The 18,256-nt window shown below is 55.7% G+C and carries 15 protein-coding genes; 9 read left to right on the forward strand and 6 right to left on the reverse strand.

Annotation, left to right across the window (positions count from 1 at the left end; all coding sequences use genetic code 11):
- Positions 1 to 13 precede the first annotated feature (13 nt).
- The 3 genes from guaD (at position 14) to BN1190_RS00620 (ending at position 4,185) form a co-directional block, all read left to right on the forward strand.
- Positions 14 to 1,384, forward strand: a complete 1,371-nt coding sequence (guaD, locus tag BN1190_RS00610; protein WP_040285086.1) for a guanine deaminase — start codon at positions 14 to 16, stop codon at positions 1,382 to 1,384.
- 192 nt (positions 1,385 to 1,576) lie between these two features.
- Entirely contained in the window at positions 1,577 to 2,428 is an 852-nt protein-coding gene (locus BN1190_RS00615; RefSeq protein ID WP_040285087.1) for a gluconate 2-dehydrogenase subunit 3 family protein, read from the forward strand.
- 11 nt (positions 2,429 to 2,439) lie between these two features.
- A complete protein-coding gene (locus BN1190_RS00620; protein WP_040285088.1) occupies positions 2,440 to 4,185 on the forward strand; it encodes a GMC family oxidoreductase in 1,746 nt (581 codons plus the stop codon).
- An 85-nt stretch (positions 4,186 to 4,270) separates the two neighbouring features.
- Here the strand turns inward: BN1190_RS00620 and BN1190_RS00625 are convergent, their stop codons facing one another.
- The gene (locus tag BN1190_RS00625; protein WP_040285089.1) at positions 4,271 to 6,235 is read right to left on the reverse strand and encodes a Na+/H+ antiporter; all 1,965 of its coding nucleotides are present in this window, start codon (positions 6,233 to 6,235) and stop codon (positions 4,271 to 4,273) included.
- A gap of 212 nt (positions 6,236 to 6,447) precedes the next feature.
- Here BN1190_RS00625 and BN1190_RS00630 point away from each other — a divergent pair, with 212 nt between their 5' ends.
- The 3 genes from BN1190_RS00630 to BN1190_RS00640 all read left to right on the forward strand — a co-directional run bounded on the left by BN1190_RS00630 (position 6,448) and on the right by BN1190_RS00640 (position 9,342).
- A complete protein-coding gene (locus BN1190_RS00630; protein WP_040285090.1) occupies positions 6,448 to 6,939 on the forward strand; it encodes a DinB family protein in 492 nt (163 codons plus the stop codon).
- A 265-nt stretch (positions 6,940 to 7,204) separates the two neighbouring features.
- Complete coding sequence (locus tag BN1190_RS00635; RefSeq protein WP_052461617.1) at positions 7,205 to 7,726, forward strand: cupin domain-containing protein; 522 nt, start codon at positions 7,205 to 7,207, stop codon at positions 7,724 to 7,726.
- 269 nt (positions 7,727 to 7,995) lie between these two features.
- On the forward strand, positions 7,996 to 9,342 hold the full coding sequence (locus tag BN1190_RS00640) for a glucose-6-phosphate isomerase (protein WP_040285091.1): 1,347 nt from the start codon (positions 7,996 to 7,998) through the stop codon (positions 9,340 to 9,342).
- A gap of 510 nt (positions 9,343 to 9,852) precedes the next feature.
- Here BN1190_RS00640 and BN1190_RS00645 read toward each other — a convergent pair.
- The 5 genes from BN1190_RS00645 to BN1190_RS00670 all read right to left on the reverse strand — a co-directional run bounded on the left by BN1190_RS00645 (position 9,853) and on the right by BN1190_RS00670 (position 15,906).
- Positions 9,853 to 11,226: a dihydrolipoyl dehydrogenase family protein gene (locus tag BN1190_RS00645; RefSeq protein WP_040285092.1), complete on the reverse strand. Its 1,374-nt coding sequence runs from the start codon at positions 11,224 to 11,226 to the stop codon at positions 9,853 to 9,855.
- Positions 11,227 to 11,488: 262 nt separating this feature from the next.
- Positions 11,489 to 11,698 carry a hypothetical protein gene (locus BN1190_RS00655; protein WP_040285094.1) on the reverse strand — a complete coding sequence of 70 codons (210 nt, stop codon included), beginning with the start codon at positions 11,696 to 11,698 and terminating at the stop codon, positions 11,489 to 11,491.
- Between the two features lie 51 nt (positions 11,699 to 11,749).
- Positions 11,750 to 12,553, reverse strand: a complete 804-nt coding sequence (locus tag BN1190_RS00660; RefSeq protein ID WP_040285095.1) for a YqhG family protein — start codon at positions 12,551 to 12,553, stop codon at positions 11,750 to 11,752.
- A gap of 13 nt (positions 12,554 to 12,566) precedes the next feature.
- Positions 12,567 to 14,087: a DEAD/DEAH box helicase gene (locus tag BN1190_RS00665; protein WP_179860725.1), complete on the reverse strand. Its 1,521-nt coding sequence runs from the start codon at positions 14,085 to 14,087 to the stop codon at positions 12,567 to 12,569.
- 145 nt (positions 14,088 to 14,232) lie between these two features.
- Positions 14,233 to 15,906: a ribonuclease J gene (locus tag BN1190_RS00670; protein ID WP_040285096.1), complete on the reverse strand. Its 1,674-nt coding sequence runs from the start codon at positions 15,904 to 15,906 to the stop codon at positions 14,233 to 14,235.
- A 417-nt stretch (positions 15,907 to 16,323) separates the two neighbouring features.
- Between BN1190_RS00670 and BN1190_RS00675 the strand changes: the two genes are divergently transcribed.
- The 3 genes from BN1190_RS00675 (at position 16,324) to BN1190_RS00685 (ending at position 18,220) form a co-directional block, all read left to right on the forward strand.
- Complete coding sequence (locus BN1190_RS00675) at positions 16,324 to 16,965, forward strand: metal-dependent hydrolase (protein WP_040285097.1); 642 nt, start codon at positions 16,324 to 16,326, stop codon at positions 16,963 to 16,965.
- A gap of 273 nt (positions 16,966 to 17,238) precedes the next feature.
- On the forward strand, positions 17,239 to 17,784 hold the full coding sequence (locus tag BN1190_RS00680; protein ID WP_040285098.1) for a DinB family protein: 546 nt from the start codon (positions 17,239 to 17,241) through the stop codon (positions 17,782 to 17,784).
- Positions 17,771 to 18,220, forward strand: a complete 450-nt coding sequence (locus BN1190_RS00685; protein WP_052461618.1) for an HIT family protein — start codon at positions 17,771 to 17,773, stop codon at positions 18,218 to 18,220. Before BN1190_RS00680 ends, BN1190_RS00685 begins: the two co-directional genes overlap by 14 nt.
- The last annotated feature ends 36 nt before the right edge of the window (positions 18,221 to 18,256 follow it).

Below are 18,256 nucleotides of genomic sequence, written 5' to 3' on the forward strand. Positions count from 1 at the left end.
AGGAGGAAGCAGTGTGAACTATGCCAGCGTATTCCAGGCCACCGCATTCACAAGCCGTACCAAACAGGAGGTGGACATTCTCCAAAACTGCCTGTTCTGTGTGGACGGCCAAGGCATCATCGCCGATATCGTGCACCCCGGTGAGGACGCGTATGAACAGGTGCGGGAAGAGGCCGGATCAGCCGGACGCCTGACGGTGATCCCGGAGTGCAGCTATCTGCTGCCCGGCTTCGTCGACCTGCACTGTCATGCCCCCCAATGGGCACAGGCGGGCACCGCACTCGATATCCCTCTCCACGACTGGCTGAACACCTATACGTTCCCATGCGAAGCGAAATTCAGCGATCTCAGCTACGCCGATACCGTCTACTCTGACGCAGTCAGCACACTGCTCGCGAACGGGACGACGACGGCCCTCTACTTTGCGACCGTCCATAAGGAAGCGAGCGTACGCCTGGCGGAAATCTGTGCAGACCGCGGTCAGCGCGGGCTGGTCGGCAAAGTCGTCATGGATCTCCAAGAGGAATGTCCGGAGTTCTATCGTGATGAAAATACTGAGACCGCCCTGCAGGATACCGAAGAGTTCATCCAACGCGTTCAAGAGATCGGACAGCGAACCAAGCAGGGGGTCTACCCCGTAATCACCCCAAGGTTCGTGCCGACCTGCACGGACAGTGTCCTGGAAGGCCTCGGGAAACTCGCCGCCAAATACGATACACATGTGCAGTCACACTGCAGTGAAAGCGACTGGGCGCATGATCACGTGCGGGAGCGTTTCGGAGAGAACGATGCCTTCGTGCTGAACAGTTTCGGCCTGCTGCGGGACAAGTCCGTCATGGCCCACTGCAACTTCCTCGCCGATGAGGATGCGGCCCTGTTCGCAAAGACCGGCACGGCGATCGGCCACTGCCCGGTGTCCAATGCGTATTTCGCGAACAGCGTCATCCCGATCCGCCGGTTCATGGGCATGGGGGTGGATATCGGACTCGGTTCGGATATTTCCGGAGGCTTTTCGCCGAGCCTGTTCGACAATGCCCGCCAGGCCGTCATGTCGTCGAGGATGCTCGAAGACGGGGTCGATCCGCGGACTCCGTCAGATGAGCGCGGCACCCCGGATTCCCGTATCACCATCTCAGAAGCCTTCTACCTCGCGACAGCGGGCGGCGGTGAAAGTCTCAGTCTGCCGGTAGGACGGCTTGAAACAGGCTATGCTTGGGATGTGCAGCGGATCGACCCTTCCCTGCATTCCGCCCGGCTGCCGCTCTACGACCGGGACGAGCCGCTGATCGATGTGTTCCAGAAGATGATGTACCTCGTGCGTCCGGAGCACATCCGACAGGTCTGGGTCCAGGGAGAGTTGGTCCACTCCAGATTGATGGATTGAAAATAAAATCACTGCTATTCCTTTCTTCGAGATTATTTAAACACATAGAGGGTATGGTGCTTATAGTAGCCAGCCCTTGCTTGCCGGATGCCTGAATTTCATCATGCATAGCGCACTCAGGGCTGGCTTCTTTGTATTTTTCTTATACTTACAGGTAAGACTGACAGCACATCAGGTAAAGGAGGAATCGTGATGGCGGAAACGGAAAGACCGAAGACCCCGCAAGCCAAGGACGAAAGCCGGCGGAAATTCCTGAAGAATTCCGGTCTCGTGGCAGGAGGACTGATCGGCGGCGGGCTTCTCGGCAGCCTGGTCACGAGCCAGGTGAAAAAGCCTGCAGATACCGGAAACAAGGACACGGCAGCCAAAGATGACAACCATGATATGGATGCCCGGACGTTCTTCAGCAGGACGGACGATTTCGAAACATTGTCCGCAGCGACGGAACGGCTGTATCCGAAAGACAAGAACGGCCCGGGGGCCATCGAACTGAGCGTCCCGTATTTCATCGACCGGCAGCTCGCGGGCGATTGGGGTTCGAATGCACACGCCTACATGAAAGGCCCCTTCCCGCAAAATCAGGAAGCCGCCTATTATGAAGACCTGGACCGCAACCAGAAGAACCAAGGGCCGAACGCCGATACCCAAACGGCAGCACCGACCCCCCGCTATCAGACCCGCATGAACCGCGGTGAAATCTTCCGGGAGGGTATCAAGACCATGCAGGATCAGGCTTCCTCGAAACACGACAAGAAATTCGCGGAGCTCGAGGGGGAACAGATGGATGCCATCCTCACCGATCTGGAGGAAGGGAAGATCCGCATGAACGGTATCCACTCCACCGCGTTCTTCAACCTGCTGCTGCAGACGACGATCGAAGGCGCCTACGCCGACCCGGTCTATGGGGGCAACCGCAATATGGCAGGATGGAAGATGAAAGAGTATCCGGGACCGCGCATGGGGTATCTCGGACAGATCGAGGATGAAGAATTCGCGGTCATGAAGCAGGAAAGCCTGCGCGATTACCAGGACATGTGGGGATAGGAGGAATATAAATGGCCAAGAAACTGAAGAAAGTGGATGTTGTCGTCGTCGGCAGCGGCTGGGCAGGCGGCATCGTTTCCGCGGAAGCGGCAAAAGCAGGTTACAAAGTCGTAACCCTTGAACGCGGAAAACCTGTCGACCGCCAGGATTACATCGGCGTGAAAGACGAACTCCGATATACGGATCGTTACGAGATGATGCAGAATCTGGCGCCGGAGACGATCACCTCCCGGAATAACCTGGATGAAGAGGCGCTGCCGGTCCGCACACGTAAAGAGATGATGGCCGGTACGGATCTCGGGGGCGGCAGTGTCCACTGGGCAGGGGCTACATACCGGTGGAAACCGATCGATTTCGAGCTCCGGTCGAAGACGATCGAGCGCTACGGGGAGAAGAAGATCCAGGAAGGGATGTTCATCCGCGATTGGGGCATCACCTATGATGAGATGGAACCCTACTATGATAAGTGGGAGAAGACCGCCGGGATATCCGGCGAACCCGATCCGCTCGGGGACAAGCGGTCCAATGACTGGCCGAACCCGCCGATGAAAGAGTCCCCAGCCGTCAAACTGTTCAAGGACACGACGAAGAAGATGGGCTACCATCCGTATCAGGTGGCATCTGCGAACCTGTCCCAGTCGTACAAGAATCCGGACGGCGAAACGCTTGCCCAGTGCATGTTCTGCTCATTCTGCACACAATACGGCTGTGACTTCGGCGCGAAATCGGATCCGCTTGTCACGGTCATCCCGACTGCCCTGAAGACGGGCAACTGCGAGATCCGCACTCATTCCTACGTACGCCGGGTGCTTCACGAAAACGGCAAAGCGACAGGCGTCATGTATGTCGATCTGCGGACCGGCCTCGAATACATCCAGCCGGCGGACGTCGTCGTGCTCGGTGCGTTCGCCTTTACGAACAACCGGCTGCTGCACTTATCCAAAATCGGGGAACCGTACAATCCGGAGACCCGGAAAGGGGTCATCGGGCGCAATTACAACGGCCAGTTCGGCATCACATTCCTCGGCGCGCGCGGCTTCTTCGAAAAGAAGAAGTTCAACCTGTTCATGGGCGCAGGAGCGCTTGGCGGCACTCTCAGCGATTTCGCCGGCGACAACTTCGATCACACCGACCTCGATTTTATCAACGGCGGCGGAATCGAACTGCGGCAGTACGGCCACGGTCCGATCGCGACGAATGCGGTGCCGAAGGGGACCAAGAACTGGGGGCCGGAGTTCAAGGAGAAATCGCTCCATTACACAAACCGCAGCCTCGTCGTCTGGTACACGATGGCGACGATGTCCTGGTGGCATAACTATACGTCCCTCGATCCGACGTATACCGATGATTTCGGGGATCCGCTTCTCCGCATCACTTACAAATACACGGATCACGACCGGGCGATGGCGAAGTTCGGCATCGAGAAGTGTACGGAGATCATGAAGGAAATGGGCGCAGATATCGTCGATCCTGACGAGGTCCCTGAAGAGTTCGATCACGTCTACGACGGCGGCCACTACGCAGGCGGTGTCAGTATGGGCGAAGACCCGGAAACGTCTGCCGTCAACAACTACCTGCAGATGTGGGACATGGAGAACCTGTTCGTCGTCGGCGGCTCGGCATTCCCGCAATTCGGCGGCCACCACCCGACCGCGACGATCGGTGCCTTGTCCTACCGTGCCTCGGAAGGCATTATCAACTACTTGAAAGATCCGAAGCTGCTGACCCAGCCGAAGAAGGCAGCGGCGAACGCATAATCATTTTATCCTCATCAGAAAAAGAGAGTGCTTCCGGCTGTATCCGGTGCACTCTCTTTCTTTGTGTTCCCTGACGATGCGCGGCCTATTCTTCCGAACCGTCCTGCAGCTGGACGCTGTTTTCGATCGCCAGCAGATTCTCACGATACCGCTTCATATCTCTTCGGGAGATATCCCCCTGCTCGAAGGCGGACTGGATGAAGCTTCGTTCGGCTTGCAGCGCATAATCAATCCATTCATGAAGGTGGTGGGCTTCTTCCTTCGGCATGCCATAGCCGCCCATTCGTTCATAGTTCAGCAGGAAGCCTTCGACGAGTTCGGCGGAAAACTCCCCGTCTTCCAGGCTCTTCAATTTGTCTGTCACGAATTCTGCATTGTTCCGCAATAAAAGCATCCGCTGTTTCCGGCGATCTCCGGGAGGGAGCGGTTTCAGCCGCATCCCCTTCAGCTCCCGATGCAGCAGCCATCCGTAAAACGAGTTAAACCGGTACTTTTTGTCGCGGGTCAGCCGATAGAGCCGCTTATTGAGACCTCTCATAATCGGGAATGCGACCTGGATCCGGACGAGTCCTTCTCCGACGAGTTCCGCTGTATGATCGAGCTGCCACTGCATGATCAGTTCACGCAGCTTCCGCTCTTTCTTACTGAGGTCATCCATGTTGGTCAGCGAGAAAATCCGATCGTTGTACATCTTGATGACACGTCCGATCGACTGGCGGTTCGCAGCGGTCCGCTGGCTGCGCAGCTCCTTTTTCACGTGGCGCAGCATACCGATTTCCCACGTATTGTCATTACTCACTACCGATTCGTCCGCTTTCGGGGCAAACAGCGGCAGTGTGAAGTTCGCAAGCAGCAATGTGACCAGGATGACCCCACCCGCGATGAAGAGCAGCAGGTTCCGTTCAGCGAATGGCGTGCCGTCACTCAAGAACAGCGGGAACGACAAGACACCGACAAGTGTGATCGTCCCGCGCACCCCTGAAATCGTATACAGCAGCGTATCCTGCAGCCGCTTGCGGCTCAGCAGCTGTGATGTGCTCTGGAAGTTATTGAACAGGCCGATCCAAAGGAAGCGCAGGAACAGCAGGCCGAATGCGATTGCAAGAATATAGCCTAACAGTGACAGGATCGGTACATCCTGTTCACGCCATACGGTCTGTACGATAAGCGGCAGCTGGGTGCCGAGCAGAACGAATACGATGCCATTGAGACTGAACGTAATGACCGACCAAGTATTGCGTGACAGCATTTTGAGCTGTGCCACTTCCGGGTTCAGACGGCGGAAGCTGATCGAGTGGACAATCCCTCCGCTGACAACGGCGAGGATCCCATTGACGCCCACCCCTTCCGCAATGACGAAGATGAGGAACGGCAGCAGAACCTCCATCAGAATATACGAGATATTATTTTCGATCGCCAGCTGGCGCAGCCTTCTCATCAACGCGATTTTCAGAAGGCTGAGAATGGCGCCGAGCAGGATGCCCCCTATCGAGATGAGAACAAAAGTCAGTCCCGCTTGAAGGATGGAAAAGGTACCTGTCAGCAGCGCTGCGACCGCAAACTGGAACGACACGAGACCGGATGCATCGTTGATAAGCGACTCGCCTTCCAATGTATGCATGATCTTATGGGGGACTTTCACTTTTTCCGCAAGTGCACTGACGGCAACCGCGTCTGTCGGCGCAAGAGCTGCCGCAAGTGCAAAGGCAGCCGCCATCGGCATGGACGGCAGCAGCCAGTGGATGAACCCGCCCAGCAGTCCGACCGTTACGAAGACAAGCGCAATCGACAGGGATACGATCGATTTCCGTTCCCGCCAGATCGCCTGCTTGTCCACATTGACACCATCATTGAAGAGGATCGGTGCGATGAATAGCAGCAGGAACAAGTCGGGGCTTAGTTTGAGTGCGTGATTGGAGAGCGGAATCGCCAGTACGATCCCGAGAGCAATTTGGATCAGCGGCACTGCGATTGATGGCAGGAACCGGTTCAGGACGTTCGAAAGGAACACCGCACTCAGCATGAGGAGGATCGCCTCAAAGATTTCCATACATTCACCTTCTCCCTATTGACAGCTGGATTCCGCTTCACGGGAAGCAGTTTATTGAAATCAGCGGATTATTATTTTTTAAATTATACGGGAAACTGGACGGATTGGACAGCAATCGAGCCGGAGGTCGTTTTCTCATAGTATTTGCACAACGGTACTAACGTTTGAATATCAACCACTATGGTATATTACTATCAACAGGAGGGATGACGATGATCAGCAACGATGAAGCACGCTCTGTCCTATGGGCAGCTGTGAACGGATTATCGGATGATGATCTGAATTGGAAGCCTGCCGACGATCGATGGTCGATCCGGCAGGTGATGGAGCATATCGCCCTGATGGAAGGGGCTGTGGCGAAGACGGTCCAGCAGGAACTGCAGAAAGGCACCGCCCATCAGACAGCTCAGAAGCCCATTGAACGGACTGTGGACCGGTCGGTGAAAGTGGACGCTCCCGGGTTTGCGGTTCCCGGCGATACGTATATGACCTGCAGTGAACTGAAGGAAAAGCTCGGCAGTACACATGAATTGCTGCGCCATGTCAGTGAGTCGGCCAGTCATGAGGAACTTGCAGCCAAATCCTATCCTCATCCTGTGTTCGGTGATATGGATCTTGCGCAATGGATACCGTTTGCAGGGTACCATGAGCTGCGTCACGTGCAGCAGATCGAAGAAGTGAAAGAAGCGCTCAGCCGCGGCTGAACGCATGACGAACGCTGAAAAGTCCGGTTCCCGGGCTTTTTTGGCTCTGCCGCATGAGACGCCGACTTTCCGCAACATCCCGAAACTGCAGTCGACATGACCGATAAGCGTCCCTCCTCCTCCCTTCATCCACTTTTTCCGATAACCGGCTTTCGGCAAACCCGCACTGGACTTTTCCGCCGGATGACGTTCCGCACGTTCCGGGGTACCGGGGCATAAGCTGAATCGAACAGACGCTAAACCTAACCGGAAAGGGTGCCTATGAATGTCAGAGAACGTACCGGTCCAGCCGGCGGAAACGTATGCCGCCGATCTTGCCGACCATCCGTTTTTCGTGAAAGATGAAAAGAATTACATCAACATCCTCAGCAAAGACCAGCTGAGCGCGCTGCAGAACATGTCATTGCTCGATATCTTCCTGAGCCGCCACCAGATGATCGAGCCGCATTATCACCCGAATGCCACGGAGCTGATCTACTGCGTGTCCGGCTCTGTCACCGTATCACTGCTCGGCCTGGAATCCAAGAAGTTCCACCATTACCGGATCACAAAGGGCCAGGCTGTCAGCGTTCCGCAAGGATTCTGGCATTATTTCATCGCCGAGGCAGACGGCACCCACGTGCAGGGGATCTTCGATGCCGGCAAGCCGCAGACCGGGTTCGGTTCTGACCTGCTTGCCCTCACGCCGAAAGACGTCATGCCGTATGCATACGGCATGGATGCCGCTGCATGGGAAGCGGCGGTACGTCCGGTGAAGCCAGGTGTTATCATCGGTCCGCCTGCATGAGTGTAAAGAGAACCGGACTGCCCGTTTATTCCAATGGGCAGTCCGGTTTTTTTGCGTAGATAAGTTCCTGCTTAGCAGGACAGGCTGCCTATCTGGTTTTGACGCGTCTTGAAGAGGGAACTTGATAGCAAGCGAGGTTTCAATACCTTTTTCCCCTGCAGTTTATTATACTTATCGCAATGACTCGTTTGGATTGATTTCATACATACTATAGTACACAGCTGGCGGATCCTGTTTTTGTGTGACCGCCGGGAAGAGGAGAATAATCCATGCCTATCACATTTGACGATACGGATCTGTATCCGTTTGAAGGACAGGCTTCACTTGCTTCGTTCGAAGGCAAGGCGAAGAGCGCCCATCACCAGCTCCATGCTTCGCAGGACAAAGAGCAGGTGCTCGGCTGGGTGGACTGGCCTGAGACGTATGACCGAAAGGAATTTATCCACCTGAAGGCGGCAGCGGCCCGCATCCGCGAACAATCGGATGCCCTTGTCGTAATCGGCATCGGCGGGTCCTATCTCGGAGCGAAAGCTGCCATCGAGGCACTCGGTCATACGTTCCGGAATCAGCTCGGCGGCGAAACCGAGGTGTACTTCGCCGGCCACAATACGAGCGCCCGCTATTTGACGGATCTGTTCGATGTCTTGCGCGGCAAAAGAATTTCGGTGAATGTGATTTCCAAGTCGGGGACGACAACAGAACCGGCCCTGGCCTTCCGCGTATTCCGGGACTACATGGAGACGGCATACGGGGAAGACGGCGCCAGGGAGCGAATCTACGTGACGACGGATGAGTCGGAAGGTGCGCTGCGTACATTGGCTGCTGAGAAAGGTTATGAGACATTCATCATCCCGCATAATATCGGCGGCCGGTATTCTGTCCTGACACCGGTCGGGCTGCTGCCGATGGCGGTTGCCGGGCTCGACGTCGACCGTATGATGGCAGGGGCAGCAGCGGCATACCAGCTGTACAGGGATCCCGATCTTGCATCCAATCCGTGCTACCGCTATGCCGCGTGGCGGAATGTCCTGCACGCGGGCGGCAAGTCGGTGGAGCTGCTGGCCGTGTACGATCCGGGGCTCGAATATTTGGCTGAATGGTGGAAGCAGCTGTTTGGTGAGAGCGAAGGAAAGGACGGCAAGGGGCTGTTCCCGTCATCGGTCACGTTCACGACCGATCTCCATGCGATCGGCCAATATGTCCAGGACGGCAGACGGCTGTTCATCGAAACCGTGCTGCAGATCCGAAAACCTTCTGCCGACATGGTGATCGGTGAAGATCCCGGCAATCTCGACGGCCTCAACTTCCTGTCCGGCAAAACGCTGAATGATGTGAACGAACAAGCATCCCGCGGTGCCGCTCTCGCCCACTCGGACGGCGGCGTACCGACGATGCGGATCGAGCTGGAGGAGCTCGATGCGTACAATTTCGGGGAACTGATCTACTTCTTTGAGAAAGCGTGCGCGATGAGCGGCCTGCTGCTCGGTGTGAACCCGTTCGACCAGCCTGGTGTGGAGGCGTACAAACGCAACATGTTTGCGCTGCTTGGCAAGGAAGGTTTCGAGCAGGACCGCGACCGGCTGCTCGGGCGCATGCAGCACATGAGTCTGGAATGATTTTTTTGAAGGGAAGGGCCCACGGGAAATACCCGCGGCCCTCCTTTTTTGGTGGGGATGAATTCAATTGGGGACTGGCGGGTCGTTTGAGACCACTTTTTGAGGTGTATCTTCCGCCAAGGAGGCACTGCCAAAAAAGCGGAGCGGAGCGCAGCCGACAAGCCAGATCTTGACTTGTTTCATTACTGCGCGGCTCGGCGACGTTGGGAACCAGTTGCTATCCCGCGGGCTGGCGGCCGATTGTGAAGTTATGAGCGCTATCGGCTGCTTTATGAGCACTGTTTGGGATTTATGATCACTTTCTCGGATTTATGATCACTTCTCAGGATTTATGAGCGGAATTCTGTTTTATGAGCGCTGCAGGCGGGTTTATGATCACTTTTTGGGTTTTATGAGCAAAACGCAAAGCTTGGTATCGCAGAACACCTTTTCGTCGAAAACATTCTCCTCTGCAGGCATGCAAACAGCCCCTTCTCCCAGTTTAGGAAGGGGCTGTTTGCTGTAGACGGCTCAGTCTTTCTCGTTTCCGATTTCCGCGAGCATGGAGCCGATGTCGGAAGCGGCTGTCGGATAGGCGAACTCCAGATTCTTGATCGTCTCGATTGGTGTTTCCAGATGAATGAACGTCGAGAAGTGGTTGATGAGCTCATCGGCATTGCCGCCGAGCAGATGGGCGCCGACAATGGTGCCCTTTTCCGGATCGGTGATGAGCTTGAAGCCAGCCGCCTGCTCGTTCGTGCGTCTGAACGTGAACCAGTCCGTGATTTCCCGGAACGTGACGTCCAGTTTTCGATCGGCTTTCTCCGCGTCTTCCCCGGTCATGCCGACAGACCCGACTTTCGGCACTGTGAATGCGACGGACGGAATTGGTGCATAGTCAGCAGGCCTTGAGTTGCCGTGCAGCAGGTTCTGCACAACCAGTTCCGCGTCATCTGAGGAGACTGGCGTCAGCGGCGGGGCCCCGGTCTCTGCACAATCACCGGCTGCGTAGACGTTCGGATTGGTGACGCTCTGCAAATACTCGTTCACCTTCACGCCGCCTTTGTCGCCGAGCTTGATATTCCCTGCCTTCGGGTCCACATCGAGTGATGGGGCGCGGCCAAGACCGTGCACGACGAGGTCCGCTGTGAATGTCTCAGCGCTGTCATCTTTTTCCGCGCTTACTGTGAAACCGTCCCCGGATCTTTCGACGGACTTGACGGACGTATTCAGATGGAAGCGCACGCCCGTCTCTTCCAGCCGTTTCATCAGGAGGTCGACCAAGTCCCCGTCGAACGGCTCCAATGGCCGCTCGCCGCGGTGAATGACGTGCACCTCGGACCCGGCCCGTGCAGCGAGGCTCGCAAATTCCATGGAAATGTAGCCGCCGCCGGCAAAGATGATTTTTTTCGGAAGTTCGTCAAGATCCAGGAAGTCCTCACTGTGAATCATGAGATCTTCTCCGTCCAGCCCGAGTTTCATAGGCGCCGCACCTGTCGCAAGTACGATTTTCCTCCCATTCAATTCATTGTCGCCGACTTTCAGCTTCGTATCCGAGATGAATTTTGCGTCGCCGTGGTAGCAGTCGATCCCAAGGCTGCTGAACTTTTTCTCCGTGGCTTCAGGAATGGGCTCTGTGAATGTACGCTTGAACGCCATCAGTTCCTGCCAGTCGATTTCTGCATTGCCTGCGAGACCTCTGCCCGCCATCCGCTCTTTCCAATCCATCCACTCCGCCGCCCCGACGAGCACCTTTTTCGGATCACACCCGCGCTGCGGACACGTGCCGCCGAACGTCCGGCGATCAATAACAGCAACTGTCTTCCCTTCGTCCCGGCATGCCTGGGTAATCGATGACCCGGCGGTTCCCGTTCCGACCACGATGACATCATACGTTTTTTTCATATGTACCAACCTCCTCCTCAATTAATCCATCTTCAGTTTCCATATGAGTCATCTACCCGTATGGCAGGGGGAATAATCGGAAGGTGAGGGAGCCGTGCGCGAGGATCGGACATTTGGCGGGAGATATCGGACATATCTGCCGTCATATCGGACAGTTCGCTGGAAGTATCGGACACTTGAGCCGCCGTATCGGACACTTCGCCGAATTTATCGGCATCCAGACACAATTCAAGGGCCTGGCTTGTGTTCGCTTCGCTCATTTCTATCGGATCGCTCTGGCCGCGGCAGCTTGCCTGTTCCGCAGCGCTGCTTTGCCGCGCAGAAAAGGGACAAGCCAGCCGGCTCGCCCGGGTGTATCGGACATTTGGCGGGAGATATCGGACACATCCGCCGCGGTATCGGACAGTTCGCTGGAAGTATCGGACACATCCCCCGCCGTATCGGACACTTCGCCGAATATATCGGCATCCACACACAATTCCAGCGCCGTTCGCTCTTACTATAAAACCGTTCTCCGCTACAACTAAGACCGCTTCAGCAGGCCGCTGTGCAGGTAGAACAGCCCCCCGCTGATCACTTCCACCGTGACGGCGGTTGCATACTGTTCGTCGATCGCTTGCCGCTCGACCTTGTAACTGTCGGGCAGTTCGTCGGCATCTGCATAGAAGTAATCGAGCACGCGCATGTCGCGGGTGTGCCGCTGTTTCGCTTCGTCCATCCAGGAATGATCGTCCTGCCGGATCACCTGCTCCAGCAATGTGTCCAGCCGCTCCACCGCATTGTTCGGGTGGATGATATACGGCAGATAGTACGTATTCGCCGGGATGGCAGCCGCCAGCTCCAACTCACGGACAGAGGGCTGGAACCCATCGATCACTGCCCCGTTCATCAGGTTCATGCCGAGCGAGTAGAGGGCTTCCTTTGTCCGGTCGCTCGAGTACGTCACTTTGTAATTCACGCCGAGCCATGGCGTGAGTGTCACTTGAGCGGCCTGTCCGGCGGCCGGCGTTTCGTAGAGCTGGACGTACTTCCCCTGCTGCCCCGCCACCTCGAACAGCTGGTGGAGCCGCGGGGATCCGAAGTGGATGCGTTCCCCTTTCATGGATGAACTGAACTGCTTCGGATTCGTAATCATCGTCAGCTGAGCAGGGTTCGGTTCCGCCCCGACACTTTCCACATAACTCCAGTAGTACGGCCGGTTCATGATGCGTTTGTCCATCTCCGTTGTCAGCTGTACGGTCAGATGGTCATCACTCTCTTCTATGATTCCACATCGGTTCTCTTCGAAAAAACGGTGGATATATTGTTTGATGGCTCGTTCATCCATAGGCGCCCTCCCCTCATGAAATCGATTTTTCCGGGTCGGATAAAATATGATCGAGTTCTCCGACCACCGTTTCGAACACGCCGATCTTCTTCTCCAGCAGCTCGACCATCTTGTCTTCCACGGAGTCTTCGACAGCCAGATTATAGATGTGGACATCCTGTTCCTGCCCGAGCCGGTGCACCCGGCCGATCCGCTGTTCGAGTTTCATCGGGTTCCACGGCAGGTCATAGTTGACGACGTGGTGGCAGAATTGGAGGTTTAACCCTTCGCTGCCTGATTCGGTCGCAATCAGGACTTGCGCTTTCTGCTGGAACAGCTGTTTCATCCATTCCCGTTTGTTTTTGCTGAACTTTCCATTGAACAGCACGCTGGACACGCCCTGTTTGTGGAGATAGGCCTGCAAGTAGACTTGCGTCGCGCGGTATTCGGTGAACACGATCACTTTGTCATCCGCCAGGCGGATCAGTTCCGCTGTCTTCTCCGCCTTCGAATGGATGCCTGTCCGCGTCAGCTGGAGAAGCAATTGCTCCATTTCCCGGCGGAGGGCCGTATCAGCGGTTTCCTTTGCGATCTTCTCGAGCGTCAGCACGGCTGCAAGCGGACTGCTGCACAGCTCCCTCTGCAGCGTCAGCAGCGTGAACGAATCAGCAACCGGCAGTTTCGACACCCTGTCATATACGTCCCGCTCTTCCTGCGAAAACCCGATCGGCACAATCCGGGCATGACGGTCGGTCCATTCGATTCCTGTGTCCCCCCGTACATTCCGCACCATCACCTGCTGGATGAGCTCCCGCAGGAACTCGTCCTCTTCGACGTGATGCTTGCTGGCCGAAAAGACACTCTGGAACGTTTCCAAGTTCCCGAGATGCCCGGGCTTCAGCAGGGAGATCAGGTTGAACAGCTCGAACACATCATTCTGGATGGGTGTCGCGGTCAGCAGCAGGCAAAACTTCTTCTTCATCTGCTGGACGAACTCGTAGTTTTTCGTCTTCGGATTTTTCAATTTGTGCGCCTCATCGATGATGACGAGGTCAAACTCCTGCCGGCTGATCGCTTCTCTATGCGGACTGCGTTTCGCCATATCGATGCTCGTGACGACGATCGGGCAATGGTCCATGTTGTATTTCTTGTTATAGGCCATCGCGGGAATGTGGAATTTCGTGTTCAGCTCAGCGAGCCACTGGTTCGTCAGCGAGGCAGGCGCGAGGATCAACGCCTTCTTCACGAGACCCCGGATCAGATATTCTTTCAGGATTAGACCGGCCTCGATTGTCTTTCCGAGACCGACTTCATCCGCCAATATCGCTTTGCCGTTCATGCGCTCGATGACTCGCTCGGCCGCTTCCAGCTGATGCGGGAACGCAGTCAGATTCGGCAGATGGCGTGTGCATTGCAGTCCGTTGAACTCCGAAATCAGCTTTGCCTGCTCCGCTTCGTAGCCCAGCTGATACAGCGCCCAGCTATCCCACGGTTCCCGGTTTTCGAGCCGGTCGGTGAATCCGTCTTTCCATTCCGTTGATCTCTCAATTTGCATATCGATTCCCCTCGTTTTCCCAGACCTTTTCATAAGGTTGCCCATAACTCATCCATTCTATGTATTTTCCTTTCACGAACCGGACGCCGGGTAACAGAACCGCAAAAAGAGAGCCGGGTCGCTGAAGGACCGGCTCTCCCCGCTTTTACATTTCCATGACGAAGATCAGCAGCATCGGACGGCGTTTCGTCCGTTCGTACAGCAGTGTCTCCACAGCCTTCTTCACTTGCTGGCGGATCACCACACGGTCGCTGCCTTCCGCTTTCTGAACTTGCTGGACGGCTGACGCCACGATTTCATTCACCTCGGCGATCAGTTCCTCGGCATCTGGCTTGTAGACAAATCCTCGGGAGATCGTATCCGGTTCCATCAGCAGCTCCCCGTCCGTCTTGTCGACCGTCACCAGAATCACGAGAATCCCTTCTTCGGACAGCAGTTTCCGGTCGCGCAGCACGATCTTTCCGACATCCCCGATGCCGAGCCCGTCCACGAAGACCCGGCCGGCCTTCACGCTGCGCGTCTGCCGGGCCTCCTCTTTGCTGACATCGACGACCTCTCCGTTTTTGACAATGAAGATGTTGTCCCGTTCCACCCCGACCGACTCCGCCAGCTGCCGATGCTTGTACAGCATCCGGTATTCCCCGTGGATGGGGATGAAATACTTCGGCTTCATGAGTGTCAGCATCAGCTTCAACTCTTCCTGGCGGGCATGGCCGGAGACGTGCATGCCCGATTCTCCGCCGCTGCCATAGACGACATTCGCGCGGAGCCGGTACAGGCTGTCGATGATGCGGGAGACGTTCTTTTCATTGCCCGGAATCGGCGAAGACGCAAACAGCACGGTGTCTTCCGGCAGCACTTCCACTTTCCTGAACGCAGAACTCGCGAGGCGTGACAGCGCGGCCATCGGCTCCCCCTGGCTGCCTGTGCAGAGGACTGCGACTTGTTCCGGCGGCAGTTTCATGATTTCGTACGGCTCGATCAGCATGCCGTCCGGAATCGACAGGTGGCCGGTCTCCGCCGCGACGTTCACGATATTTGTCATGCTTCTGCCGAGCAGCGCCAGTTTTCGGCCGGTCTTCTCAGCGGCATCGATGACTTGCTGGACCCGATGGACGTTCGAGGCAAATGTGGAAATGAACACTTTCCGCGGCGCTTGCCGGAACGCCTCTTCGATATGACCGCCGATCGCCATCTCGGATGGGTTGAATCCCGGCCACTCGGCATTCGTGCTTTCCGACAACAGGACGAGTACACCGCGCTGCCCGATTTCCGCCATCCGGTGAATATCGGGCGACTCGTTATTCACGGGGGTCAGATCGAATTTGAAGTCGCCGGTATGCACGACATTCCCGATCGGCGTCTGGAATACGACCCCGACACAGTCCGGAATACTGTGGTTGGTCCGGAAGAACGACACGTCCACTTGCCCGAACGGCAACACGGAATCCGCGTCGATCTCGTGCAGCTCGGTTTCACGAAGGAGACCATGCTCTTTCAGTTTGATTTCAATCAATCCCATCGTCAGCGCCGTGGCGTATACCGGCAGCTGCAGCTGCTTCAGGAAATACGGTATGCCGCCCGTATGGTCTTCGTGACCATGTGTCACAATGAGCGCTTTGACGCGGTCCCTGTTCTCCTTCAAGTACGTGATGTCCTGGATGATCAGGTCGATGCCCAGAAGGCTTTCATCCGGAAACTTGGATCCGCAGTCCACGATGAAAATGTCCTCTTTATACTGAATGCCATACATATTCTTTCCTATTTCGTTGACGCCGCCTAAAGCGAAAATCGAAACGGTCTCTTTTTGGATTTCCATCCCGCAACCACTCCCTGTTTCCACTGATTACGGGAAGTATGCCCGGAAACGGGATTTGTATGTTCCCTAATAAAACATGGTGGGAAGTGCACCGCGGATATCGGCTGCTCAAAGAACCGGCGATGCGCTCAAAAAGGCTGCTGAAGTGCTCAAGATAACGGACAAACGCTCAAGTAACTCCGATGAGCGCTCAAGATAATTAAAAAACGCTCAAGCAACATCGAAGAGCGCTCAAGACAATGAAAAACGCTCAAGCACACCCCAGAAGCGCTCAAGACCGCGGCCCACCAGCCCTCTCCTAAAACAGCGGTTCCCTTTCCCGCTTCCTTCCTCTATACTAAGAAAGCACCTGACACGGAATGTATGTTCTGAAACAAGACGTGCCAGCGATTCTATGACAGCTGAAGAGGGATACATATGAAAGGTACATCACACTTGGCCATCGGCACGGCGGCCGGCGCAATCGCGGGGTACGCCGCACATCCGGATGTCCGGACGGCGCTGATCGGCGCGGCCATCGGGGGCATTTCCGGCGTGGTGCCGGATCTGGATACGAACGGCCTGGCCACCAGCCGGATCACACTCAGCAAGAAGGTGAGCAGGTGGCTCATGGAAACGGCCGGCATCGTCATTTTGCTGACGCTGGTCTACCAGGCACTCACCCAGGGACTGAACCGCGATATCTACATTTACGGTGGGATCGGCCTGCTGCTGCTCATCATTTCCCGGATCATCACGCGCCGGCGCATGCTGACGATCACCGGCGTCCTCGTCCTGCTGCTCGGCTTCGTGCTCGGCGAATCGATCGGCATCCTAATGGCGGGCAGCTATATCGTGCAGGCGTCCTTCGTTATGCACCGGTCGTACACCCACTCCCTGCTCGGCGTAGCGTTCTACGCACTCATCCTGCACTACCTGCACGAGGAATGGCCCATCGACGGCATGGTCGCCGCCGGACTCTGCGGTTACATCAGCCATCTGATCGCCGATATGAAACTGCTGCCGGTCAACCGCAGGGGCGTCAAATGGTTTTTGCCGATCTGGAAGCGGGAGTTTTGATTGCCAGCAGAAACAGGTTGCAACAGAATACGTTAAGTGATAAACTATTCATACTATTACAGAAAGGGGTGAGACCATGATGAAAACCATTTATGCATTTACAATCAGGACTGTCCTGCGTCTCCCCGAAAAACATACTCACTGATCCGTATGCGAGAGAAGTACGCATGATAGTTGAGAAACCGCAGGATGGCACATGCTGTCATTCTGCGGTTTTTTGCGCCGGCAGTTCTGACCTGTGAGTGCTCAGCCCACTTAGAGGAGGAAGAAATGATGACAAACGAAGAGTTATTAGTGATCGGTGAAAAAGAAGGATTCGGCAAAGAATTCAGCAATCTCGTATCCATGATGGCCTATGCCCGCTATACCACAATCTTGGAAGTGTATGAACTGACGACGGAACAGCTCGATTATAAATACGCAGAGGATGCCAATTCGGTCGGCATGCTGCTGGCCCACTTGGTCGCAGTGGAAAAATTCTACCAAATCGACACGTTCGACAAACGGCAGATCACCGACGAGGATACCGAGGAGCTTAACCCAGGGCTGGAACTAGGTGCAGCCGCACAAGAACAAATTCACGGAGAACCGGCACTCCATTATCTCCAGGAGATGAAGAAGACGCGCGCCCGGACACTCGAGATGTTCAAGACGCTTCCCGACACGTGGCTGTATGAACAATCCCCATTTTTCGGCGGGCAGACGACCAACAATTACTTCAGGTGGTTCCATGTCTTCGAAGACGAACTCAATCACCGCGGACAGATCCGGCTGATCAAAAAAATGATGAGGAAGGAGCATGCCGATGGGGAACAATGAAACAACGAACTCCACGAGCAGCTGTCAGCTTTGCCATCCGAAATTGGATGCCGCCCAGTCCGTTCTGTTCAGCAATGAACACTGCCTGTTTTTGCAGTTGAAAGGAGCAGACGAAAAAGGAGTGGCACTCGAGGGGGCTGGCATTATCGTGCCGAAACAGCACCGAGAAACCGTATTCGATCTGACTTCTGAAGAATGGAACGCCACCTATTCCATTCTTCAGGACGTGAAGCGCTATATCGACACCAACCACCAGCCGGATGGCTACAACATCGGCTGGAACTGCGGCACGGCCGGCGGTCAGCATCTGCCGCACGCCCACCTCCATGTGCTGCCCCGCTATGCGGATGAGCCCTATGCCGGCAAAGGAATCCGGCATTTGTTCAAAGGGGAGGGTAATCAGCGGACACACCCTATAAGGGAAGTACCAAAATAAGCTAAGGAAAAAGGAGTGCCATCTGCACTCCTTTTT

Source organism: Sporosarcina koreensis, assembly GCF_000826145.2.
Classification (GTDB): domain Bacteria; phylum Bacillota; class Bacilli; order Bacillales_A; family Planococcaceae; genus Sporosarcina; species Sporosarcina trichiuri.